Origin of the sequence: Bifidobacterium reuteri DSM 23975 (assembly GCF_000741695.1) — a bacterium.
Lineage (GTDB): Bacteria > Actinomycetota > Actinomycetes > Actinomycetales > Bifidobacteriaceae > Bifidobacterium > Bifidobacterium reuteri.
Map to the genome: position 1 here is coordinate 235,060 of NZ_JGZK01000005.1, position 23,040 is coordinate 258,099.

General features: G+C 62.4%; 15 protein-coding genes and 2 pseudogenes. 6 read left to right on the plus strand and 11 right to left on the minus strand.

Going from position 1 to position 23,040, the window contains the following annotated elements; all coding sequences use genetic code 11:
• The first annotated feature begins 137 nt into the window (after positions 1–137).
• Complete coding sequence (locus BREU_RS06265) at positions 138–5,258, plus strand: DEAD/DEAH box helicase (RefSeq protein WP_044088877.1); 5,121 nt, start codon at positions 138–140, stop codon at positions 5,256–5,258.
• A gap of 131 nt (positions 5,259–5,389) precedes the next feature.
• Here the strand turns inward: BREU_RS06265 and BREU_RS06270 are convergent, their stop codons facing one another.
• The 6 genes from BREU_RS06270 to BREU_RS06295 form a co-directional block, all read right to left on the minus strand.
• Positions 5,390–6,016, minus strand: coding sequence for a hypothetical protein (locus tag BREU_RS06270; RefSeq protein WP_156100222.1), 627 nt, complete (start codon positions 6,014–6,016; stop codon positions 5,390–5,392).
• Between the two features lie 68 nt (positions 6,017–6,084).
• Positions 6,085–7,440, minus strand: a complete 1,356-nt coding sequence (locus BREU_RS12350; protein ID WP_238567019.1) for an ABC transporter ATP-binding protein — start codon at positions 7,438–7,440, stop codon at positions 6,085–6,087.
• A gap of 227 nt (positions 7,441–7,667) precedes the next feature.
• Positions 7,668–7,979 (minus strand): transcriptional regulator, encoded by a 312-nt coding sequence (locus tag BREU_RS06280; protein ID WP_044088879.1) that lies wholly within the window; start codon positions 7,977–7,979, stop codon positions 7,668–7,670.
• A complete protein-coding gene (locus tag BREU_RS06285; RefSeq protein ID WP_044095864.1) occupies positions 7,966–8,490 on the minus strand; it encodes a hypothetical protein in 525 nt (174 codons plus the stop codon). The genes BREU_RS06280 and BREU_RS06285 overlap by 14 nt, the downstream gene beginning before the upstream one ends.
• A gap of 431 nt (positions 8,491–8,921) precedes the next feature.
• The gene (locus BREU_RS06290) at positions 8,922–9,671 is read right to left on the minus strand and encodes a response regulator transcription factor (protein ID WP_223847861.1); all 750 of its coding nucleotides are present in this window, start codon (positions 9,669–9,671) and stop codon (positions 8,922–8,924) included.
• 66 nt (positions 9,672–9,737) lie between these two features.
• Positions 9,738–12,449: a DNA gyrase/topoisomerase IV subunit A gene (locus BREU_RS06295; protein WP_044095867.1), complete on the minus strand. Its 2,712-nt coding sequence runs from the start codon at positions 12,447–12,449 to the stop codon at positions 9,738–9,740.
• A gap of 117 nt (positions 12,450–12,566) precedes the next feature.
• Here BREU_RS06295 and BREU_RS06300 point away from each other — a divergent pair.
• Positions 12,567–13,821: pseudogene (locus BREU_RS06300) on the plus strand (alkaline phosphatase family protein).
• A 37-nt stretch (positions 13,822–13,858) separates the two neighbouring features.
• On the opposite strand, the gene sepH reads toward BREU_RS06300, so the two are convergent.
• A complete protein-coding gene (sepH, locus tag BREU_RS06305; protein WP_044088883.1) occupies positions 13,859–15,055 on the minus strand; it encodes a septation protein SepH in 1,197 nt (398 codons plus the stop codon).
• Positions 15,056–15,206: 151 nt separating this feature from the next.
• Here sepH and BREU_RS06310 point away from each other — a divergent pair, with 151 nt between their 5' ends.
• From BREU_RS06310 to BREU_RS06320, 3 genes and pseudogenes are all read left to right on the plus strand, one after another.
• On the plus strand, positions 15,207–15,500 hold the full coding sequence (locus BREU_RS06310; protein ID WP_044088924.1) for a DUF4193 domain-containing protein: 294 nt from the start codon (positions 15,207–15,209) through the stop codon (positions 15,498–15,500).
• A pseudogene (gene dut / locus BREU_RS06315) lies at positions 15,500–15,984 on the plus strand (dUTP diphosphatase). Before BREU_RS06310 ends, dut begins: the two are co-directional and overlap by 1 nt.
• A 123-nt stretch (positions 15,985–16,107) precedes the next feature.
• Entirely contained in the window at positions 16,108–18,432 is a 2,325-nt protein-coding gene (locus BREU_RS06320; protein ID WP_044088886.1) for a RelA/SpoT family protein, read from the plus strand.
• Positions 18,433–18,595: 163 nt separating this feature from the next.
• On the opposite strand, the gene BREU_RS06325 is transcribed toward BREU_RS06320, so the two are convergent.
• The 4 genes from BREU_RS06325 to BREU_RS06340 form a co-directional block, all read right to left on the minus strand.
• Positions 18,596–19,135, minus strand: a complete 540-nt coding sequence (locus BREU_RS06325; RefSeq protein WP_044088887.1) for a peptidylprolyl isomerase — start codon at positions 19,133–19,135, stop codon at positions 18,596–18,598.
• A 122-nt stretch (positions 19,136–19,257) separates the two neighbouring features.
• Entirely contained in the window at positions 19,258–20,319 is a 1,062-nt protein-coding gene (locus BREU_RS06330; protein ID WP_044088888.1) for a hypothetical protein, read from the minus strand.
• A gap of 154 nt (positions 20,320–20,473) precedes the next feature.
• A complete protein-coding gene (locus tag BREU_RS06335) occupies positions 20,474–21,226 on the minus strand; it encodes a nitroreductase family protein (protein ID WP_044088889.1) in 753 nt (250 codons plus the stop codon).
• A gap of 155 nt (positions 21,227–21,381) precedes the next feature.
• Entirely contained in the window at positions 21,382–22,317 is a 936-nt protein-coding gene (locus tag BREU_RS06340; protein ID WP_044088890.1) for a DMT family transporter, read from the minus strand.
• A gap of 230 nt (positions 22,318–22,547) precedes the next feature.
• Between BREU_RS06340 and BREU_RS06345 the strand changes: the two genes are divergently transcribed.
• Positions 22,548–22,952: a pyridoxamine 5'-phosphate oxidase family protein gene (locus BREU_RS06345; protein ID WP_044088891.1), complete on the plus strand. Its 405-nt coding sequence runs from the start codon at positions 22,548–22,550 to the stop codon at positions 22,950–22,952.
• Positions 22,953–23,040 lie beyond the last annotated feature (88 nt).

Sequence of the window (23,040 nt, forward strand, 5' to 3'; positions counted from 1 at the left end):
TTTTGCTTCGGTAGGAGGCTATAGGCGGGCTGAAAGTCCAGATGGCTCGAGGTTTTGCCCCGTTGGGCGAGAATGCTGCCGCCGCCGGTTCATGAGTGACGCGCAGTTTGTTCGCATAGCACGTTACAATCGAACATATGTACGAAAGTCTGAGTCTGTTCGCCGAGCCAACTCGGTCATGGTTCATGCATGCATTCGGGAAGCCCACCGAAGCGCAGAATCAGGCGTGGCCGGCCATCGCCTCTGGCGAACATGTACTGGTGATTGCACCCACCGGCTCAGGCAAGACGCTCGCCGCGTTCCTCTCCGCCATCGATCGATTGCTGCAGCCGGGAAATAAACGGACGCGTTCGAAGCGCACAGGTGTACGCGTTCTCTACATTTCACCGCTCAAGGCGCTTGCGGTGGATGTGGCCAAAAACCTCGAACAGCCCCTCGACGGCATCGCCGCGCAATGCGAAGCACAGGGGCTGCATGCGCCGAACATCACCGTCGCCACCCGATCGGGGGATACCACTGCCCAAGAGAGACGCCATATCGCCTCCCACCCACCGGAAATCCTGGTCACGACTCCGGAATCCTTGTATCTGCTGCTCACCTCCAAGACCAGACGGATCCTGTCCACTGTGGAGACGGTGATCATCGATGAGATCCACGCGGTGGCGGGCACCAAGCGCGGCGCCCATCTGGCGTTGAGCCTGGAACGGCTGGAACGACTGGTCTCCGAATCGCGCAGACGGGAATCTATGGACTCATCGGCGTCTGTCGAGGCGATACAGTCCGACAACGACGCCTTTGCCGACGCTGTTGTCGGCTCGATGACGGAGCATACGGGGCAAGATGACCGCATCGGTGGTGGAGGCCGCGCAAGTCAGTCGTGGCGTATCCAGCGCATCGGTCTTTCCGCGACGGTCAATCCGCCTGAAGAGGCTGCTCGATTCCTAGGTGGAGGCAGACCGGTGACCATAGTGAATCCGGGCGGCAGGCCGGCCATGGACGTGAAGATGGTCGAGCCGTTGGACAACATGCGGGATTTGGACTCCGGCAATGTGCAACATCGTGCGGGAGGCGCGGATTCCAGCCAGGCCAGGCCGTATATCAGCGGGGTCACACCGGCCATGCAGAGGCTGGCAGAGCGTAAGGGCATCACTGGTGTCGCTGATGGTGGTGACGAGGACGCCGAGCGTGACGGTTCGGTCTCTTCGGCAATAACGGGAGCCCGTGGCGACCGTACATCAGGATCCATATGGCCTGTGGTGGAGCGCAGCATCCTCGATGAGGTGTTGGCGCATCGCACCACACTGGTATTCGTGAACTCCCGAGGTGTGGCGGAGAAACTCACCGCACGGCTCAACGATATGTACGCCGAAAGCCCTGCCGCTGGCACTGGTAGGTCGTCTGGGCGAATTGGCTCGGATACCGATGAAGCGCATGAATCCCTTGGCCCTGGCTCTCCGGAAGGACGTGAGGGGTTCGCAGCCCACTACGATGCCGTGGTCGGCTCCACCACCATGCTCGTCGATGCCCATGAGGACGCTGATGTGATCGCCATGGCCCATCACGGTTCGGTTTCCAAAGACCGCCGCAAGATGATCGAGGAACGATTGAAACGAGGCAAACTGCGCTGTGTGGTGGCCACCTCCAGCTTGGAACTCGGCATCGATATGGGGTCGGTCGATCTGGTGATCCAGGTTGATACCCCGCTGTCCGTATCCTCGGGGCTTCAGCGTGTCGGACGGGCCGACCATCAGGTCGGGGGAGTGTCCCATGCCCTGTTCTACCCGCTTACCCGCCATCAGATTGTCACCTCGGCGGCCTGCATGGAATCGATGATCGCCGGCGATATCGAACCGCTGTCCATACCGCGCAATCCGCTTGACGTGCTCGCCCAACAGAGTGTCGCAGAGGCCTCCATGCATGATTTGGACGTCGAGGACTGGTATGCGACCGTACGTCGCAGCGCGCCGTTCGCCGAACTGTCCCGTGACATGTTCGACGCGGTATTGGGCATGATGTCAGGCGCATACAACACCGAGGAGTTTTCGGCATTCAAACCACGACTGATGTGGAACAGGGAGGAGGGTCGGATTTCCGCGCGTCCCGGCGCGCAGAAGATCGCCGTGACCTCAGGCGGCACGATTCCCGACCGTGGACTATACACGGTGGTGCTTCCCGAGGCGGATGCCGGCAAAGTCCAGCGGCGCGTAGGCGAACTGGACGAAGAGATGGTCTACGAGTCTCGTGTGGGCGATGTGATCACGCTGGGCACGTCATCCTGGCAGATTCAGGAAATCACGCGGGATCGCGTCGTGGTGACCCCGGCCCCCGGACGCACCGCCCGACTGCCATTCTGGCATGGTGAAGGTGCGGGGCGGGACTACGGGTTCAGCCGCACCATTGGTCGTTTCCTCCGGGAAACCAGCGCCGGTCTCATATTCGCTTCCGTCCTCCCGCGTGAAAGCAGTCCGACAGGGGAACAACCTTCCTATACCGGGGAAACGATATCTGGCTCCCCTCTCCGAGGAGAGCTGTCTGCGCAGCAGACTGAGGGGAGTTTCGAGGGAAAACTAGTTACAGCAACCATTCCATCTTCGCCTACCTTCAGCACGTCCATCCTCAATCGACTCCGCCACGACGGCCTCGACAGCAACGCCATCGCCAATCTGGCGCGCCTTATTGCCGAACAGCAGGCCGCAACCGGCATGATTCCCGACGACCGCACCCTGGTGGTCGAACGCACCCGTGACGAAGACGGCGGATGGCGAGTCGTGCTGCTCAGTCCCTTCGGCCGCCGCGTGCATGAGCCATGGGCCATGGCCATCAGCCGCCGACTCGCCACCCGATACGGCTTTGATGGTCAGGCCTATGCCGCCGATGACGGCATCGTTATCCAACTGCCGGACGGCGAAGGCCATATCCCCATGGCGGACCTGTTCCTGTTCGACCCGGAAGACCTTAAAACGGACGTGGAACGCCAAGTGGGCGAGTCCGTGCTGTTCGCCGCCCGGTTCCGCGAATGCGCCGCACGATCGTTGTTCATGCCCCGCTCCGAACCCGGCCGCCGCGTGCCTCTGTGGCAGCAGCGGCTCAGGGCGGCGCAACTGCTGCAATCCGCGCGCGCGGCCAAAAACTTCCCATTGCTGCTCGAAACGGCTCGTGAATGCTTGCAGGATGTCTACGATATGCCAGCCCTGAACGAGGTGATGACCGGGCTCCAATCCGGCGCTATCGTCGTGAAAGACGTGGAGACCGAAACGCCGTCACCGTTCGCAGAGAACATCCTGTTCGGCTTCGTCGGCGCGGTGATGTACCAGTACGACCAGCCGCAAGCCGAACGCAATGTGCAGTTGCTCTCCCTCGACCCGCAGGTGCTGGAACGGCTGCTTGGCACCACGGATATGGCGCAGGTGCTGGACTCGGACGTGATTCACGATGTCGAAAGGGAGCTGGGGGAGCGTACCTTCTGGAACGAGCTCGCGGACGATGATGTGACAGGCCGCGTGACCCGTTACGCCAAAACGCATGGTCCCTTCACCGCGGAGCGGCTCATTGCCGATCTTCATCTGACCGTCACGGATGCCGTGCATACGCTGGATGCGCTCACCGCCAAAGGGGAGCTGCTGCAAGGGCATTTTACGGATGCGGACTCCACTGATGCGGATTCCGGTGGGATGGTGTCGGCCGGCAACGGCGATGCGACGGTCCAATGGCTGCACAAGGACGTATTCCGCCGCATACGCGCGCGGTCGCTGGCCAAAGCGCGCAAGGCGGTCAAACCGGTCGAACCGTCCGCCTATCAGATGTTCCTGCTCGACCGGCAAGGCGTAGGACCGGTGGGAGGTGAACGATACGAGGGTGTGGACGGGCTGATGCGCGTCGTCGAACAGTTGGAAGGCGTCGCCCTGCCCGCCACACTATGGGAATCCTCGGTATTCCCCGCACGTGTCCGCGATTACCAGCCGGCGTTGCTGGACGAATTGCTGACCTCCGGCGACGTGGTCTGGGTGGGAACCAAGACCGGTGCCACCGGTGCGCTGGAGGTCGGCGAGGTGGCGTTCCATCCGGCCGACTCATTGCTGCTGGACTCAATGCCTTCCGGTCCGGCGCCATCGGCCTCATTGGCGTCGGGCAAGGTACCGTCGAGTTCGGAGCTATCGGATGCGGTGCCATCGGGTACAGTACTGTCGGGACAGGGCGATTCGGACGAGCCATCCGTCACCATGCCCGAATCGATACTCGCGGCGTTGGATTCCGGTGGAGCCTTCCATGCGAGGCAATTGGCGGATGCGGCCAAACGCGTCTGGAGCGAGACCGCCGAACCGGACATCGACCCGAACACCGGCGAGATCATCCCGCAGGAATGGAGCGAACGGCAGTTCAAGGATGCCCTGTGGAGCCTGGTATGGCAGGGAAAGGTCACCAATTCCAGTTTCGCGCCTGTGCGTGCATTGAGCGCGGGCGCGAATGCTCCACGCAAAACCGGCGCATCGCGTCGGCGTGGAAGGATGGCTCCGATTCGTCGCGCCGTCACGGATATGACGTTGGGCGGACTATGGCTGGCCGTACCCGGCGCCAATCGGGAAGCGGAGGACGCGCAACGGGAGCAGGCCGAGCGCCTGCTCGCGCTGGTCGATGCGCTGCTGGACCGTTACGGCATCATCGCCCAGCCGCTGATCGACCGCGAGAATGTGCCCGGCGGCTATTCCGCGCTCTATCCGGTGCTGAAGCGCATGGAGGAGCATGGCCGTCTGATTCGCGGCATGTTCGTTCGCGGCTTCGGTGCGGCCCAATTCGCCGAACGTGAGACCGTGGATGCGCTGAGGCATCCGTTGGAAGGACGAGCGCAATCGGTGGTGGCATTGAGCGCGCTCGACCCGGCGAATCTTGCCGGCACCGCCATCGGCTGGCCGGCAGTCGCCGCCAACGCCGTCAAGCCGGTCAGAAGGGTCGGGTCCGTGGTGGTGCTCAGTGAACAGGGGCCGGTGCTGTACGCAACGATAAAATCCAAACACCTCACAGTGTTCGACTGGGCATCCCGTCCGGATGCAAGCCGCGATGCCGACGGGGCATCACGCGACGTCGACAGCCGATGGCGCAGGGCGGCCTCGGAATTGGCCTATGCGCTCAAGCGTGACGGCTCAGGAACCGTGACCTTCGCGGACGTCAACGGCGAACCGTTGAACGCCCGTCACCCCTTCGCGCGCATCCTCCATCAGGCCGGCTTCGTCCCCGTCCCCCAAGGCATGCGCCTGTACTGAGCGGTGATGTGTTCCGAAGACCGCCGGCGAGGACGGCACATTGAGGACGGCTCATAAACGGTGGCCATGCGAGTCCTGGATAGCCATCGGGGCGACGAGCCAGCAACACTCGTTGGGAGCCGTCAAGCTGGTTACGGTCGCCGTGCAGCAATCGACCCCAGCACCCGTGGATAACGGCGGTTGCAGGAGACCACGGTCGCGCCCATGGCAGCCAGGCCGAAGACGACCATCACGGCCAATACCCATGGCAAGGTGAGTGTGAACGCCAGCACCGTAAGCAGCAGCATGGGAAGCGATGCAATCAGGGTCGCCGCCGATAGCGAACCCATCGAGCCGGTGTGAGTGGCGAGGAACATCTGCTCGGTCGCGAATGCCAGCGCCGCCGGTGCCAGTACGACATAGATGACCCGCATGACGGTGGCCGAGGCATCGAGCCCCGCCCATGCCAGATAGCCCACGGTGGTCAGAATCATGAACTCCGCGAGGAGCACAGGAAGCAGACTCTTGGCCAGGCAGTATCCCAGCATCGAGCGCCCCGAACCGCGCCAGTTCTCCAACGTGCCGTCGGTCTGCGGCACCACGCTCAAGTCCATCGAAGACGAATTGGAATACAACGTGCCGAACGCCAGCATCGATGCGGTATACCCATACCACGCCGCCAGCCCCTGCGCCATGCCCCATACATTGATCGTAGCCAGTTGCTGCGGCGAGGAGCCAGACAACAGTACGGCGAGCATGATCGGTATGAACAGCCACATGCCCACTGCAAACGCCAAGTATAACGGGCTTTTACGTAGCAGCGTCCAATCGTGCCAGAGCATCGCCCTCATCGCGTGCCTCCCAATCCGAAGTCCACATGATCGCGCTCACGGCCGAGCGTGGCCGCCTGCCGGAAGGCGTCGATATCGTCGAAGTCGGCGAGCAGGCAATCCTTGGCCACACGCTTGTCATCCAGAACAATCACACGGTCGGCGACCTCCCAGCAGTAGTCGAGGTCATGCGTGATGGTCAGTATCGTGCGTCCATCCGCCTTGAGCTGCCGCATCAGGTCGATGAGGAGCTGCCGGGTGACCGGATCGACCGCGTTGGTCGGCTCGTCCAGCAGGACGAGCCGGGGATTGAACAGCATGCCGGCCATGATGCCCGCACGCTTCCTCAATCCGCTGGAAAGATCCTTGACCTTCTTGTCAAGATGCTCGCCGAGTTCGAACGCGCGGACCATCGGCAGTCGGTCGAGATGCTTCAGGTCAAGCGGATGCGGGTCGTCATGCGTGGCGTACAGCATCGAACGGAACCTGAGATTCTCGCGGATGGTCATCGTGGGGGAGAGATTGCCCGAATCGGTGAGCTGGAATACATCACGCATGGAGCGGAACACGTCGGCGTTGATGGTCGCAGAGCCTTCCTGTGGGCGCAGCAGTCCGGTGATCACGCCGAACAGGGTGGTTTTGCCCACTCCGTTATAGCCGAGGATGCCCAATGACTGTCCGGCCGGCACGTCAAGGTCGATGTGCTCGAGCACGGGTTTGCGACGCCTGTATCCGAACGTCATGTCCGTGACGCGGATGGCGAGCGGATCCTGACCTGCGGGTGCCGCTGCGGCCGTTCCTGATGCGGAGGGCATGACGGATACCGTCGAATCAGAAGTTACGGGGGCAGATGCCGTGGACGTCGTCGCGACGATGGAATCGAGTGTGGTAGTGGTCATGATCGTTGCCTTTCCCTTGATGAATATCGACCACAGGTACAGCGCCAGCGCGGCGAGCGTTGGCGTGACGGCCAGCGCGACGCCCTGCGGTCCCGCGATGGTCGCGCGGAGTGCGGGAGCGTCGAGGAACGCGAACCCCATCAGCGCCGCGGACAGCACGGTGATAGGGATTACGGCGTACGCCAGTTGCGCTGCGAGATACTGCCGGAACGGACGTCCGCAGGCGCGTACCGAAACGATGGTGCCGTTGGCGAAGTCGCTGCGGATCGCGTCGAGCGACAGCGTCGGCGCCAGGCCCATCGTGAACGATGCGACGGCGAAACGTAGCATCACCCCGGCCATGTCAGGGCCCATGGCCAGCGGGGTGATGGTGGCGATCAGTGAGAGGGGTGCCACGATGGCGATAACGGCGGTGATGAGCATCGCCGTGTTATGCCGGATCTGCTGCAGATCCTTGTACAGGACGGCCTTCATATGAGCCTCGATTCGTGGATTGGCCGGTGATATCGGGAAGTGATGTCGGAACGATGATTTCGAGTATGCTTGCGCCAGGCCATGCGCGAAACCGCGGTTTCAGGTATGGCTCACGCCAGGCGATGGTGTGTGTTATTCGGGTTGGCGAACTGTGAGAATCCCGCGCCCGCTGTGGCGGATGTGGGGCGACGGCTATGGTTCGGTGGCTATTGGCGGTTACCGGCGGTCTATTGCCCGGCGACGATCTGCCTTAACGCTGCCACATGCGACCGGAATGCGGACCCGCCCTCGCTGGTCAACCTGACCCATGTGACCTTGTAGGCCTTGCCGCCCTCATCGGCTTTCTTGTCCAATTGCACGTAACCGTGGTCGGCGAGCGTCTTCAGATGCTTGGAGCAGGTGGCGTCGCTGATGCCGAGCGTGTCGCGCAGCACGTCGAACCGCAGGGTGCCGTAGGTGTCCAGCAGTCCGCAGATGCGCAGCCGCACCGGGGCGTGGATTACCTCGTTGAAGATTGGTTCCGGATCATCCGACGCCATGATGCGTCTCCCCGTCGCTGGTGGGTTCGCCCATGGGAGTCGTGCGTTGCCTGAGCGCGCGGATGGTCTCGCTGAGTTCAAGATGCTCCATGAAACCGTTGAACGCAGCACCCACTGCCGTGACCGCCACGGCCGACCACCAGGCGTTCGTGGCATAGCCCACCGCCAGGGCAGCGGCTGCCGGAATGAAATTGGCGATGGCATGCACGGCGAGGATGATCCGGAACCGCCGGCTCTTCATCACAGGCCGTGGGGGAAGCCATTGGATGGCGACGCCCTGCATGTGGCAGGTGAACAGCAGCATCGCGTAGACCAACAGCACGGAAACCGCCAGCAATGTGAATATAAGCCATGCGGGATTGCCCGGCTGATGGAACCGGTTGAGGAACACCTGTGGAATCAGCCAATACGTCAGGGTGATCATGCCATATATCACCGTCACCCATATGACGGTCGGGACGCGGTTTCTCTCGTAATAGTCGGAGGCGAGCCTCGCCCGATCCGTGTCCAAGGCACTCAGTCGCGTCCAAGGCGGCCGGCGCATTGGACGCTATCGACGGGTTGTCCAACGCCCGAGGGGGCAGCACAGGTTGTGGTGTTTGTGCTGCCTGCCGTGCATCGGATTGGCGCTGCTGTTGCTGCAACCGGTCACGCGGCTCGTCACCGGCGCTCGTCCGTGTACCCTGCGTATCCGCCATGATGGCCCCCTTTGCGGTCCCTTGAGCCTGGACGTTAGCTTGATCGCTGGCTGCGCTGCGGCCAAACCACTTTCCGCTACGGAAAACAGTACCACTTTCCGTTATGGAAACAAGTTGCGTGTCGGCATGGCGGTGTCGGCATGGCGAGGCGTGCAAGGAAAATGGCGGGCAACGGGTATCCCACAGTGCAGGGGAATTCCCGGCATATATAGTCCATGGAAGAGAGGTCGACGCGGAACTCGTCTTAGCGGATGCGCCAGCTGGAGTCTCGCCGCGTCATGATGAGACCTGCGCGTGTGAGTTTCTTGTTCAGTGTGTACAGGGCGTAGTGGAGCAGGCCCTGCTGCTCGAAATACGGGCCACTGACCAGCTCGGCGAGCCTCTTGATGTCCACGAATTCGCCGTTGGCACGCACCAAGGCTTCGAGCAGGCTGTATTCCAAGCGGGACAGGTTGATGGGCGTGTGCGTGGAGGCATAGTACGCCTTCCGGTTCGTGGTGTCCAGAGTGAGGTTGCCGCGAATGATCATCGTGGGGGAGCCGGGGGTGAGCGCTTCGACATGGGAGAGCAGTTCCGTGTCGGAGAACGGTTTGCGCAACACGGCGTCAGGTTGATTCAGATGCGATTGATCGGTGCGCGGCACATCGCTATCGTTGGGGTCGGCCGGATGGCTCGCAAGAGGTTCGTATTCGTCAGGCAAGGCGCGCCACCGATTGCCGGCACCTGTGGTCCGGCTCAGTGGCGTGGATGTCAGCAGCAGAATCTTGATATCGGGCGCAGCCTTACGAAGCGATGCGATGAAGGAGCCATCAGGCGGTTCCACCATATCCTCGTCAAGTACGATGGCATCATACTGCGGTTCGGACTGCCCCAATTCCGCGAGCGTATCGGCATGTGTGGCGGTCTGCTCCACATCGTGATGCGCGCCGAGCAGCGTGCCTCGAATGGCGCGGGCCAGCGGCTCGTTCGTCGCAGCGACCAAAAGCCTCATCATGCATCCTTTTCCACACCCAGTATTGCTACTGCCCAGTCTAGGACGGGGAATCGGCTTTCGGATGATTCAGCCGATGAAGGCGACGGGTGCGGCGAGATCCACGCCGGAACCGTCGCGGCGCATGTCGGGCTTCGGCAGCTCCACCGGCGTGCCGGAGGATGTGGCGGCACGCAGCGGATACAGACCCACCCACGCCAGGATCAGCGTGTTCTGGCCTTTCAGGAAGCGCTGCGAGCGCACACCGCCCGTGGCACGACCCTTGGTCGGGTACATCTCCAACGGCGTCACTTTGGCGGCGCCGTTCTCGGTGCCGGGCAGTGCGTCCTCGTCGCCGGCCACGGTGAGCACCACGCACCGGGACGCCGAGCTCAGGCCGTTCTCGCCCTCCTCATACGTCCACGCCACCTTGCCTGCGGGCACCACATTGAACGCCATGACCTGTGCGCCGTCAGCCAGCTTGATGCCGGCCATGCCCCCTGCGGTGCGGCCTTGCGGACGCACGTTCTTCGCCTCGAACGTCAAGAGGGAGGAATCCGAGGCGATGAACACCAGACGGTCGTCGTCCTCGGCGGTGGCGGCGAACACCACCTCATCGCCATCCTTCAGGTCGATGACAGGCCAGGAGTCCATCGTGGTGGGAGCCTCGCGGTTCCAACGCTTGACCACACCGTTGCGGGTGCCGATGGCCAGCGAGGGGAGCGGTGCGTCGGCGGCATCGGATTCATTTCCCGAGTCGCCGGTCTTCACCGGCTCCATGGCGATGGCGGTCACCACGTGTTCGCCCGGAATAGGATCGGTGGATTCGGTCATGCCGATCAGCTCGTCCGCCTGCACGCCACCGGTCAAGGCGAGCGCCTCGGAAGCGGGCAACGCCGGCAGATCGACCACATGGGCCAGCACCAAGCGTCCCGCCGACGTGATCAGCGCATATGTCGCCTGCGTGGAAGTCGGGAACAACGCGGTGATCTGATCGTTCGGCTGACGCTTGTCGGAAGAGGAGCGGGCATGGTACACGTCCAGTGCGCTTGGCGTGGTTCGTGCGATCAGACCTGTGGCGCTCATCATCACCACGCACGGTTCGTCCTCGATCTTCAGGGCTCCCGCCAAGGCGTTCTCCTCGCCGCTCTTTTTGGCGGCCTTGGTCGCAGCGGCGACATCGGCCGCCGCCGAGGAGATAGTGGCCGCGGACTGCACCGCCTCGAGCGCGGACTGGGCGAGCGCGGCGGCGGGCGCGCCGAATGCGGAAACCGGGGTCGGTGTGCCATCGGGATCCACATCCAGCAGCACTGTCCGGCGCGGCGAGCCCCACTTGGAGACCGCTTCGTCCATCTCGCCGGTCACCACCTTGTCCAACGCCTCCGCGGACGCCAGGATACGGGTGAGCTCCTCGATGCGTTTCTTCAGATCATCGCGCTCGGCCTCAAGCTCGATGCGGTTCATCTTGGTGAGCCTGCGCAGACGGAGATCGAGGATGTACTGCGCCTGCACCTCGTCCAGATCGAAGACGGCCATCAAGCGGGTCTTGGCGACATCGGCGTCATCCGAGGTGCGGATCACCTGGATCACCTCATCGATGTCGAGCATGGCCAGCAGCAGGCCCTCGACCAGATGCAGGCGCTCCTGCGCCTTCTTCTTGCGGTATTCGCTGCGGCGGCGGATCACCACACGGCGGTGATCGATCCATACCTGCAGCATCTCTTTCAGACCCATGGTGTGCGGTCGGCCATCCACCAGCGCCACGTTGTTCATCGCGAAATTGTCCTGCAGCGGCGTGTGCTTGAACAGTTGCACCAGCACGGCATGCGGGTCGAAACCGGTCTTAATCTCGATGACCAGACGGGTGCCGTTGTGTCGGTCGGACAGGTCGTACGCGGCGGAGATGCCTTCGAGCTTACGGTTCTTCACACCGTCGGAGATGCGTTCGATCACCTTCTCCGGGCCCACCATGTAGGGCAGCTCGGTCACCACGATCGCCTGCTTGCGTGCGGTGACATGCTCGATATGCGTGGTGGCGCGTGTGGTCAGCGTGCCTCGGCCGGTCTCATACGCCTCGCGGATGCCGTCACGGCCCAGGATGGTGCCGCCTGTCGGCCAGTCCGGGCCCGGCACATAGCGCATCAGCTGTTCGAGCGTGGCCTCGGGATGGGCCATCAGGAACTTGGCGGCGTTCACCACCTCAGCAAGATTATGCGTGGCGAGGTTCGTGGCCATGCCCACGGCGATACCCGAACCGCCATTGACCAGAAGGTTCGGGATTGCGGCCGGCAGCACGGTCGGTTCCTTGAGCTTGTTGTCGTAGTTCGGCGTGAAATCGACCGTATTCTCGTCGATGTCCGCGTTCATGCCGAGGGCGGCGGGAGCGAGGCGGGCCTCGGTGTAACGGGATGCCGCCGGACCGTCGTCAAGAGAGCCGAAGTTGCCGTGCCCATCCACGAGAATCAGCCGCATGGCGAACGGCTGTGCCAGACGCACCATGGCCTCGTAGATTGCGGAATCGCCATGCGGATGCAGCTTGCCCATGACCTCGCCCACCACACGGGCGGATTTCATATAAGGGCGGTCCGGATTCAGGTTCATCTGGCCCATCTGGTAGACGATGCGTCGCTGCACCGGCTTCAACCCGTCGCGCGCATCGGGCAAGGCGCGCGCATAGATCACCGAATACGCGTATTCGAGGAATGATTTGCTCATCTCCTCGTTCAACGGCGTCTCGACGATATGCTCCTTGACTGTGCGCGGATCATAGGTCTGCACGGACGGCTTGCGGTGTGATGCCATGGAACTCCCTTTCAAACTCGCACCATAGTAGCAGTGCCCCTGCGCACATGCGCCGAACATCATCGTTCATCGTCGATCATCATCGACAGCGGGCTCATTGGGGTTACCATGAACCATATGACTGTCGATACGCCGGAAATGGACCAACTGCTGCGCCTGATACCCACCGTGACCTATCAGGACGCCAATCCGTCAGGAGCCCTGCACCTGTCCGCTGTGCTCCCCGCATTGTCCAGCGCCATAGGTCATCCGACGCCCACCCCTGTGCATGCCAATCCGGAGGCATGCCAGGAAGCCTTGGGACTGCCTGATGCGGCTTCCGCCATCGTCGTGCTGGTGGACGGTCTGGGATACTGGAATCTGGCCATGCGGCTGGGCCATGCACCCTATCTGCGCTCACTGATGAACGACTCCGCCAACCAGCGTCCTATCGCCACCTGCGCGCCCAGTACCACCGTGGCGGCCATGGCCACGTTCGGCACAGGCACATGCCCGGGGCTGACCGGCATGGCGGGCTACACGCAGCTGGAGCCGAACAGTAGCAAACTCATCCAGCTCATCCAATTCAAGGACGCCTTGGCGCCCAAGCCAGCCAACCCGCACCTTCCCCAGCCGCCCATCATCAACCCGCATGAGCTGCAGCGCGAACCCACGGTGTTCGAGCGTCTCGCCGCCCAGCAGGTGCGGGTCACCAGCTCCGGTCTGCCGAAGTTCAAAGGGTCGCCCTTGACCGAAGCGGCTCTGCGCGGCACCGAGTACCGGGCCGGCGTCACGCCGCGCGATCGCGTGCTTGCCGCCGCCCGCGCCGCCCGCGAACCGGGGCTCACGTATCTGTACATCCGTGATGCGGACAAGGTCGGACACAACTACGGATGGGATTCGGAACAATGGGTGGCCGCATTCGAGCATATCGACGCGCAGCTGGCCCTGTTGAGACGCAGCGCTCCCCAAGGGACGCTCATCGTGATCGTAGCCGATCACGGCATGGTGCAGACCGATCCGGCGCAGCGGGTGGACATCGCCGCCGAACCGCAGCTGATGCAGGGCGTGGAGCTGGTAGGAGGTGAGCCGCGCTCGCTGATGCTATACGCGCAGGACGGCGAGGACCCGGAGGATATCGCGCGGCGGTGGCGCAATCGTCTGGAGGACCGTGCGCAGGTGCGGACGAAGTCACAGGCGATAGGCGATGGATTGTTCGGCCCGGTGTCCGAACGTGTGAAGCCGATGATCGGAGACGTGATTGTGCAGGCCGCCGATGCGATGACGATCGTGGATTCACGCACCCAGAATGACAAGGCCACGCATCTGCAGCGTGCATGGTTCGCAGACTCAACTGGAAATGGAGATCCCCTGCCTGATTGACATCGCATGACATGTCGATAAATGACGCCGACTGCGGCGTCCGGCGTTCAGTCTCCGAACAGGATCTCGTCCCAGCTGGGCACGGCGGACCGTCCTGAACGGCGTTTGGGGGTCTTGCCGGCATGGGCGGATGCCGTTCCGGCGGCGGATGCCTCGGAATTGCCGGTATCGCCGGTACTCGTGTTCGCGCGGCTTGCCGCGGGCAGCCCCGAAGGGGCATCGACCGTGGCGGGGGCGACGGCCTGTATGGAGGCTTGTGCGGGTGGCGTCGCCTGGTCCGTGGCCAGTCCCGCAGTCTGGGCCGTCGTGGGGTTCGCTCCGGCCGACATGCCGTTAGGCATTACGGCCGCGGAACCGGCCGGACCTGACACCGGGATGACACGGGCGCTGCCGTCGACGGACGCGACTGTGTCGGATGATCCGGTAGGCGTCGCGAGCACAGCCGCACCCGGGAATTTGACCGGAGGCATGGAGCCGGAGGCGCCGGGATCGGCGGAGGCTCCCGCCCCGACGGCGGCTTGCGGCACGGCAGCGGGAATCGACGGCTTTGGCGCCGCCCATGCGCTCACCGCCCGCTCGATGCGCGCCGAGCGTATGGAATCTCCCGGCAGCTCAGGGCCGGGGAGCAGTCTCGCCGCGGCTTTGGAATCATCCGCGGCACTGTGCTCGCCCAATAACTTGCGCGCAGCGTTGTTCAGGCATACCACGGAATTATCGTGCATGTTCCACGTCCATTCGGCGTGGATCTCCCGTCCCGCGGAAGTGAACACCGCCACGATGCGCCATGGTTCGAGTCCGCGGCGAGTGGATTTCCAGGTCACCGATTCCATGCCGATGGAAGCGGAGGCGAGCGTACGCTCCACCAGATCGTTGATGGTACGGACCCGGCTGTCTTTCGGGGCCGGCACGGTCAGGAACTGTTCGATGGCATACTGTTTCTCGGTTTCCACCGCTGCGGAGAAGCGCCGCACCAACGTTTCGCTCAGACCGTAGCGCTCGGCCACGCGGGAAGGATCCGCGCCCGCGCGGATCAGTGATTGGATCTGGGAAATCGGCAATGTCGCCTGTTCATGCGGCTGGGCTGGCTCACGCCGCTCGCTTCTGACCTGCTTCGCTTCGAGAATCGCACGTTCGAGCGTGTCGTCCAGGCTGACGGCCACCTGACGTCCGCCTACGGAGAAAATCAGGTCCCCCGCTTCGCTGACACGCTCAAAATGGGCCTTTTCAAGCCGATTCTCAGGCATACGTACTCCACTTTCCTTGCCAAGGACATTGCTATATTCCAGTATGCCCCACGTGTCGAACTTTACATGTATTTCAAATCGTGTACCCTATGGCCGAGTATAGCGTGGCAACGAGCGCGCACAGCAGTAGATGTGAGATGAAAGGACCATGATGGCTCAGGATTATGATTCCCCTCGCAACAAGGACGAGGACGAGGAATCGCTGCAGGCTCTGGGGAAGTCCGCACAGAACTCCTCGAGCGACATTGATGATGACGAGAACGCCATCGCCGAAGACTATGAGTTGCCGGGCGCGGATCTGAGCAACGAGGATTCCTCGGTCACCGTCATCCCGATGCAGGGCGATGAGTTCGTCTGCTCCCAGTGCTTCCTCGTCAAGCACCGCAGCCAGCTTGCCTATATGGATGAGGATGGCCAGCCGGTGTGTGAGGAGTGCGCCTCCTGATGGCGTTCGACGAAACCTACAACGAGCCCGAACACACCGAGGTGCTGGTCAAATCGATCGATCCGGAGCATCCGGCCGACCTGCATTACGCGCATGCCGGTGACGCTGGCGCCGATCTCATCACCACGGTCGATGTGACCTTGAAGCCGTTCCAACGCGCATTGGTGCCCACCGGAGTGGCTATCGCATTGCCGGCAGGGTATGTGGCGCTGGTGCATCCCCGTTCCGGTCTGGCCGCCAAGCAGGGGGTCACGGTGCTCAACGCTCCCGGTACCGTCGACGCAGGTTATCGTGGGGAGATCAAGGTGCCGCTGATCAACCTCGACCCGGAGCATACTGCCGAATTCCATCCTGGCGACCGCATCGCCCAGCTGGTGATTCAACGGTATGTGGAGCGCGGTTCGTTCCCGCTGACGTCCTGCCCGGATCCGACCGGGCCGAACGCGGTTTCGGTTCGACCGGGGTGTCGGGCGCTGCGGCGTAGGGCGGCGGCACAGGGCGAATCAATCGCAAATGCATGATAGCCGGCCCGGCCCGCAGCGAACGTGGTGCGGCGGGCCGGGCCGGCACGTGGCTACAATGAAAGTCACAATGGGAGGTGGCAGGCATGTCGGAGAACGAGAGCGAGCAGTATGCCGCCCGCAAGTTGGGCTGTGAGATCAGTGCCGATCCGCTGAACCCGCTCGAGCCCATCAAGCAGGTGTGCAAGGCCCATCATCCGGGAGAGGATCTGACCATCCTCGACCGTGCATACAGGCGTGCCGTCATACAGCACTCATCCCAGCGCCGCAAGTCGGGGGAGCCGTACATCATCCATCCGCTGGCAGTCTCCCAGATCCTCGCCGACCTCGGCATGGGCCCGGTGGTCGTCGCAGCCGGTCTGCTGCATGACACGGTGGAGGACACCGACTACACACTGGAGCAATGCCGTGCGGAATTCGGTGACACCGTGGCCGGGCTGGTCGATGGCGTCACCAAGCTGAGTCAGCTCGAGGTCGGCGACTCGGCCCAGGCCGAGACCATCCGAAAGCTTGTGGTGGCCATGAGCCGTGACGTGCGCACACTGGTCGTCAAACTCGCCGATCGCGTGCACAACGCACGCACCTGGCGCTATGTCAAGACCACCTCAGCGCAGAGGAAGGCGCGCGAGACCCTCGACGTCTATGCGCCGCTGGCCAACCGTCTCGGCATGAACGCCATCAAGACGGAGCTCGAGGAACTGAGCTTCAAAGTGCTCTATCCCAAGATTTACAACGAGATCGTGGTGCTGGTGGCGCGCCGTGCGGGCCAGCGCGAGGTGTACCTCAAGCAGATTCTCGCCGAGATCAATGATGATCTGTCGGAGCAGCATATCAGGGCGTATGTGACCGGCCGCCCGAAGGATTATTTCTCCATTTACCAGAAGATGATCGTGCGCGGCCATGATTTCGCCAACATCTATGATTTGGTGGGCGTGCGCATCATCGTCGACACCATTCAGGACTGCTATGCGGCGCTTGGCGCCGTGCATGCGCGGTGGAACCCGGTTCCCGGACGGTTCAAGGACTATATCGCCATGCCGAAGCTCAACATGTACCAGTCCCTGCATACCACGGTGGTGGGGCCGGGCGGCAAGCCGGTCGAGATTCAGATCCGCACCTGGGACATGCACCGCCGCGCCGAGTTCGGCATCGCCGCACATTGGAAGTACAAGGAGAATGGTCAGGCCGGCCGGGCGTTGAGCTCGCCGGACAAGTCCGACCGCAAGCGCGGCGACAACGAGCAGGAGCTTTCCGAAGCCGACAATCTCAAATGGATTCAGCAGCTCGCCGACTGGACGAGCGAGACACCAGACTCCAACGAGTTCCTCGGTTCCCTGAAAGAGGATCTCGGTTCCGCCGAAGTGTACGTGTTCACGCCGAAAGGCAAGATCGTCTCGTTGCCAGCCAAGGCCACTCCGGTGGATTTCGCGTACGCCGTGCATACCGAAGTGGGCCATCGTACGATGGGCGCCCGCGTCAACGGTCGTCTGGTGCCGCTCGACACCACGCTCGACAATGGCGACACCGTGGAGATCCTCACCTCCAAGTCCGAGACGGCCGGGCCCTCCCGCGATTGGCTGAGCTTCGTCAAGAGTCCGAAGGCACGCAACAAGATCCGTCAATGGTTCTCGAAGGAGCGGCGTACCGAGGCCATTGAGGAGGGACGCGACGAACTGACCCGCGCCATGCGCAAGCGCAATCTGCCGGTGAATGCGTTGCTCACTCCCGAGGCTCTGGTCGGTGTCGCCGTCGACCTGAACTTCCCGAACGCGGATGCGGTCTTCGCCGCCATCGGCGATGGCCAGATCTCAACACAGAACGTCATCTCCCATCTGGTCAAGGATGCCGGCGCCGACGAAGTGGACGAGGAGGTCGAGCAGGAGGCTCTGCCGCTCAAGCCGGTGGAACGCAAGACCTCGTCCAGTTCCACTGGCGTGTCCGTGAAAGGTGTGGGCGATGTATGGATCAAGCTCGCACGATGCTGCATGCCGGTGCCGGGAGACCAGATCATTGGCTTCATCACCCGTAGCCAGGGCGTATCGGTGCACAGGACCGATTGCCAGAACATGATCGATCTGAAGGCCAAGCAACCGGAGCGTGTGGTGGAGGTCGAATGGACCAGCACGAAGGGTCTGTTCATGGTCAAGATCCAGGTGGAGGCGCTGGACAGGCGCAACCTGCTGTCTGATGTGACGCGCGTGCTCTCCGACCATGGCGTGAACATCATCTCGGGCACCATTGCCACCGGCTCCGACCGTGTGGCCACCAGCCAGTTCAGCTTCGAAATGGCCGACCCCCAGCATCTCAACACATTGCTCGCCGCAGTGCGCAAGATCGATGGCGTCTTCGATGTCTACCGTCTGACCGGTGCCAAGGAATCCGCCGAACCCCGGCTGCGCAAAATGAAGTAGCAATCGGGATACCGTCTCCGAGAAGCATCCCTCGGACGGACTCTCCTCGACAGACTCTCCCTCTGTCGGGGCAGCGGATGCAGGCGATTGTGGGATATCGAAACGATGAGGGCTCCGATGATTGACATCGGAGCCCTCATTCAGTAGGCAGTGTGGACCTGGCTTACTCCGCCACGTCCACGGACAGGATCACGGCAGGTTCGGTCGGACGATCCATCGGATCGGTGGACAGCGCTTCGAGCTTGTTCACCACCTGCTTGGAGGCGTCATCGGCCACTTCGCCGAAGATGGTGTGATGGCCGTCCAGCCACGGGGTCGGCACCGTCGTGATGAAGAACTGGGATCCGTTGGTGCCGTGGACCTTGCCGTCACGGCCGCGACGCAGGCCGGCGTTCGCCATGGCCAGCAGATACGGCTTGTCGAACTTCAGGCTCGGGTCGATCTCATCATCGAACTCATAGCCGGGGCCGCCGGTGCCGGTGCCCAGCGGGCATCCGCCCTGGATCATGAAATCCTTGATGATGCGGTGGAACGTGAGTCCGTTGTAGAACTTGCCGTGGGAGGGCTGACCGGTGTACGGGTCGGCCCATTCCTTCTCGCCTGTGGCGAGACCCAGGAAGTTGGCCACGGTGTTGGGGGCCTTGTCGTCGAACAGGTTGATGGTGATATCGCCCTCGGAGGTGCGCATGATTACTGTAGTCATAGGTTCCAGTCTGACATTGCCCCACGTCATTCATCTGATGGTGATGTCGTGGGGCGGCGCGGGGCTGCGGTGCCGGTGTTATATGCCGACGCGGGCATGGCATGCCGGCAGGCATATGCGAATCAGCGGATGGGGGAGAAGCTGACACCCTCGTTGCTGCCGGTGGTTGAACCGCCACTGTTGGACGAGCCTGAAGAGGAAGAGCCGGAGCCGGTGGATGTTGAGCCCGACGTCGAACCCGAGTTGGAATCCGAGCCTGTAGAACCGGAGGTGTCTCCGGACGTTCCCGAGCCGGTCGTTCCCGAGCCATTCGTTCCCGAGGAGCCGGTGGAATCCGAACCCGACGATCCGGTGGAATCTGTGGTTCCGGAACCGTTGGTGGTACCGGAATTGCTGCTGTCGGATCCGGTGCCGTTGGAGTTCGTCGAATCGTTGGTCGTGCCGTCCGTTGTGGTGTTTTCGTTGCCGGTGCCATCGTTCTGATCGGATTGCCCATACTGCGGATTCTGGTCGTTGTGGTGGGGCTGTACCGTGGAATCGCCGTCATCGGTGGTGCTGTCGGATGATGTGGTGGGGGAGATCAGGTCGGAGACCACGGTATCGGTGCCATGCCCCTGGGTCACCAGCATCACGATTCCCGCGGTTACGGCCACCGTCAGTAGTCCTGAAACCAGGGTGACGACTACTGCCGTACGTTTGGGGTCATGGCGGTGTTTGCGTAGCTCGGCGATGGAATAGGTATGCCCGTCGTTGGGGCGGGAGACGATTTCCCGGGGCCTGCGCGCCGATGCGGCGCCTTGCGGTTCGACGGTTCGGCCTTGCGCGGGTCCATGGCCCGAACGCTCGCGGGAGGCATCTGCATCCGCATCCTTGGACTGCTCCGCCTTCGCGGTGCCGTCGGTATCCTGGTCGATGGAGGGATCGCCGGATCCCTCGTCGCCCGCATCGTCATTGTCGGCGTCTTCGCTGCCTGAGTTGCCGAGGGTCTGTTGGAATTTCTCGCTGGATGCCGTAATCAGATTCTTGTAGATGTTCGTGGCGACCACGGAGACGATGTAACTGGCTGCCGCACCTATGACCGATCCGGCGACGCCGATTTTCGCGGCCAGCAGGAATGAGGTGACGGCGGCCAATGTGCCGGCCACAATCGAGGAAAGGGAAAGACCTTGGAAAAACTTCTTCACAACGTATGACGGTAGGCGGTTCTGCTGTCATCTTGCTGAAGGCGCGGTGAAAACGACAGAATGCTTACATGAGGATTCCATAATCTTCACATGATTCAGGACAGGGGATGGCGAGGTTGCGGGAATGCCATTATGCCATCATGCCGATGAGGTCTCATGCCCAGTCGAATCGTCCGGTGCCTGCGCCCAGTTCGAAATGCAGTCTGGCTATGCCGAGGCAGATATGCGCCTGTACGCCGTCAAGGGCCTGCGCGCGGACGGTGCGTCCATCCTCCAGCAGCTCGAACCGGACCGGTTGCTTGCCCAATGCGCTGGGGGCGAGCATGACCGCCTCGATACCGGCATGGAACCATTCGGGGGCGTCGGCATATGTTCCATTGGCCACAGTGCCGAGCTCCTCCGCCGGTCTACTGCGATGAGGACGTCCCGGGCGCGTGCCATGACCCAATGCTATGGCTGCGGGCATGCGTTGTCCGGTGCCGATCGTCCACGCACCATGGTGGTCCTGGGTTTCATGAAGCACCACCCATGACGTGTCCAATCCCAATGAGACCGCGTTGAGCGCCAGCAGTTCACCGGCATAGCCCACCTGCTCGTCAAGACGATGTCCATCGTCGCAAACACCCGCATCGGTGCCGTCATCGTCCTTGCCGGAGGTTTCGGAGCCTTCCGGCTCGTCGGAGCCGATCAGCGCGATGAGGTTATGCACCCCCGAGAACCGTCCATAATGCGTGGGGCATCCGCCGAGCGCATCCTCGGCATCATGGATCAGTTGGATGTGCAGATCGTAGGTGCCGTTGAGCTCGTCGATAAGACGGGACAATGTCGCTATCTGCTCTGCGGCCAAAGGCTCTTCGCTGAAGTTGCGAACGGCATGGCGTTCCTTCATCGACTCGAGCAGGTTCATGGCATTCCTCTCAATTCACGGTGTCGGGCATGGTGCGACTGACAATCATCCTCATAGTACTGGGCGGGCGCGAACGCGGCGAACGTGGCTGGCACGACGGGCGCGACGGTTCCGCCGCGGCGGGCACCGCTTTGGAGCGGCACTGGGATGCGGCGTCAGTTGCGATGCAGCGAATGCCGCGTAGGTTTCATGACGGACATGAGCACGGCGGCGAAGATCAGCGCAAAGCCCACCATCGAACTCCATATGATGCGCTCGCCCCAGAACAGGGCGGAGAACGACACGGCAAACAGGGATTCCGTGCACATGATGATGGACGCCTGTGATGCCGGCACATGCGCGAGCCCGATGTTCTGCATGATTTGGGCGCTCATCGTGGCGCCGAGGAACAGGTACAGCACGCTGGCCACCACCGGTCCCGCCAGCCAGCCGGCGTCTGGCGCCGGCTCGGTGAATACGGCTCCGAGGAGGAACATCGTCCCCGCCACGGCGAACTGCACGAAGGTGATGGCGATCGGGTCGAACCGTTGGGCGTAGACGCCGAGGAATGTGAGGTTGAAGGAGAAGATGATTGCGGTGCCGATGGTGAGCCAGTCGCCGACGCCCAGGGACAGCGAGCCGCCTGGTTTGAGAGAGACGAATCCGACGCCGATGAGGCAGACGACGCCTGCGATGAGATTGATGATCTTCGGCCGGTTCCTTGACACGATCCATGTGACGAACGGCGTCAGCACGCAGTAGGCGGCCGTCAGGAACGCGCTGCGTCCCGGTTCGATGGTCTGCAGCCCGACGGTCTGCGTGACCATCGTGCCCCAGTACGTCATGCCCACCACCACGGCGGGGATGATGATCTTGGGTGTCAGATTGGGGATGATGTGCCTGTGGAACAGGGCCAGCATGCACAGACACGCACCGAACATGCGCAGGGCCATCAGCCATTGCGGCGGGATCGCCTCCATGGCGAACTTGGCGAGCAGATAGCTGCCGCCCCACAACGCCGCGCATGCGAGGAGCATCAGACGTGCGAGATTCGGCGGGAACGAACGTGACCATTGGCTGCGCAGCCTGCTGAAACGATCGACCAAACTCATAGGCATGTCCTCTGCACTTCTTGTCTTCCGCCTGTTTGCTCCGGGTCACAGGTTACGGGTACGGCCGGTCAAAATCGGGGATTGGATTCGTGGTGCGTGACCGGCATGTTCGATGGGGAGGTGGCCGGCGCTCATGTAAGGTGACGTTACTCACAGCGATCATCCGAGCGGTTGGCGTACGGTTTGATTACTGTTGACTATGTATCATCAGTGCAATGAAAGGACTTGCCATGGCAGTCATCACTCCGGAAATCAAGGAATTCGTGGCGAACAACCTCGGTTTCGTCTCCACCATCTCCAAGGACGGGGAGCTGGATCTCGGCCCGAAGATGTCCCTGTTCGTTCTGGACGACACGCACATCGCCTACCACGAGCGCACCGCCGGTCAGACCTACGAGAACCTGAAGAACGGATCGCCGCTGGTCGTCGCGTTCGCCAACCTCGAGAAGAAGCAGGGCTACCGCTTCCGCGGCAACGTCACCCTGCACGTCGATGACGACATCTACGACGCCCAGGTCAAGATCGCCGAGGAGAAGGGCACCAAGAAGCCGGCCGTGATCCCGGTGCTTGAGGTCACCGAGATCCAGAACCTCGCTTCCGGCCCGAACGCCGGCAAGACCATCGTCAAGGACTGATGCCGATGCCCCATGCGGGCTATTCCATGTCCCTTGCAGGCCGTCTCCGCATCTCACGGAGGCGGCCTGCCGTGTATATGACGTCGCT

Coding starts and splice junctions, on each gene's coding strand:
- BREU_RS06280 (WP_044088879.1), bottom strand. CDS start 7,979: ATGGCGTCGGATGATCCGGAACCAATCTTCAACGAGGTAATCCACGCC.
- BREU_RS06310 (WP_044088924.1), top strand. CDS start 15,207: ATGGCTCAGGATTATGATTCCCCTCGCAACAAGGACGAGGACGAGGAA.
- sepH (WP_044088883.1), bottom strand. CDS start 15,055: ATGCCTGAGAATCGGCTTGAAAAGGCCCATTTTGAGCGTGTCAGCGAA.
- BREU_RS06295 (WP_044095867.1), bottom strand. CDS start 12,449: ATGGCATCACACCGCAAGCCGTCCGTGCAGACCTATGATCCGCGCACA.
- BREU_RS06340 (WP_044088890.1), bottom strand. CDS start 22,317: ATGAGTTTGGTCGATCGTTTCAGCAGGCTGCGCAGCCAATGGTCACGT.
- BREU_RS06325 (WP_044088887.1), bottom strand. CDS start 19,135: ATGACTACAGTAATCATGCGCACCTCCGAGGGCGATATCACCATCAAC.
- BREU_RS06335 (WP_044088889.1), bottom strand. CDS start 21,226: ATGAACCTGCTCGAGTCGATGAAGGAACGCCATGCCGTTCGCAACTTC.
- BREU_RS12350 (WP_238567019.1), bottom strand. CDS start 7,440: ATGAAGGCCGTCCTGTACAAGGATCTGCAGCAGATCCGGCATAACACG.
- BREU_RS06290 (WP_223847861.1), bottom strand. CDS start 9,671: ATGATGAGGCTTTTGGTCGCTGCGACGAACGAGCCGCTGGCCCGCGCC.
- BREU_RS06345 (WP_044088891.1), top strand. CDS start 22,548: ATGGCAGTCATCACTCCGGAAATCAAGGAATTCGTGGCGAACAACCTC.
- BREU_RS06320 (WP_044088886.1), top strand. CDS start 16,108: ATGTCGGAGAACGAGAGCGAGCAGTATGCCGCCCGCAAGTTGGGCTGT.
- BREU_RS06265 (WP_044088877.1), top strand. CDS start 138: ATGTACGAAAGTCTGAGTCTGTTCGCCGAGCCAACTCGGTCATGGTTC.
- BREU_RS06270 (WP_156100222.1), bottom strand. CDS start 6,016: ATGTGGCTGTTCATACCGATCATGCTCGCCGTACTGTTGTCTGGCTCC.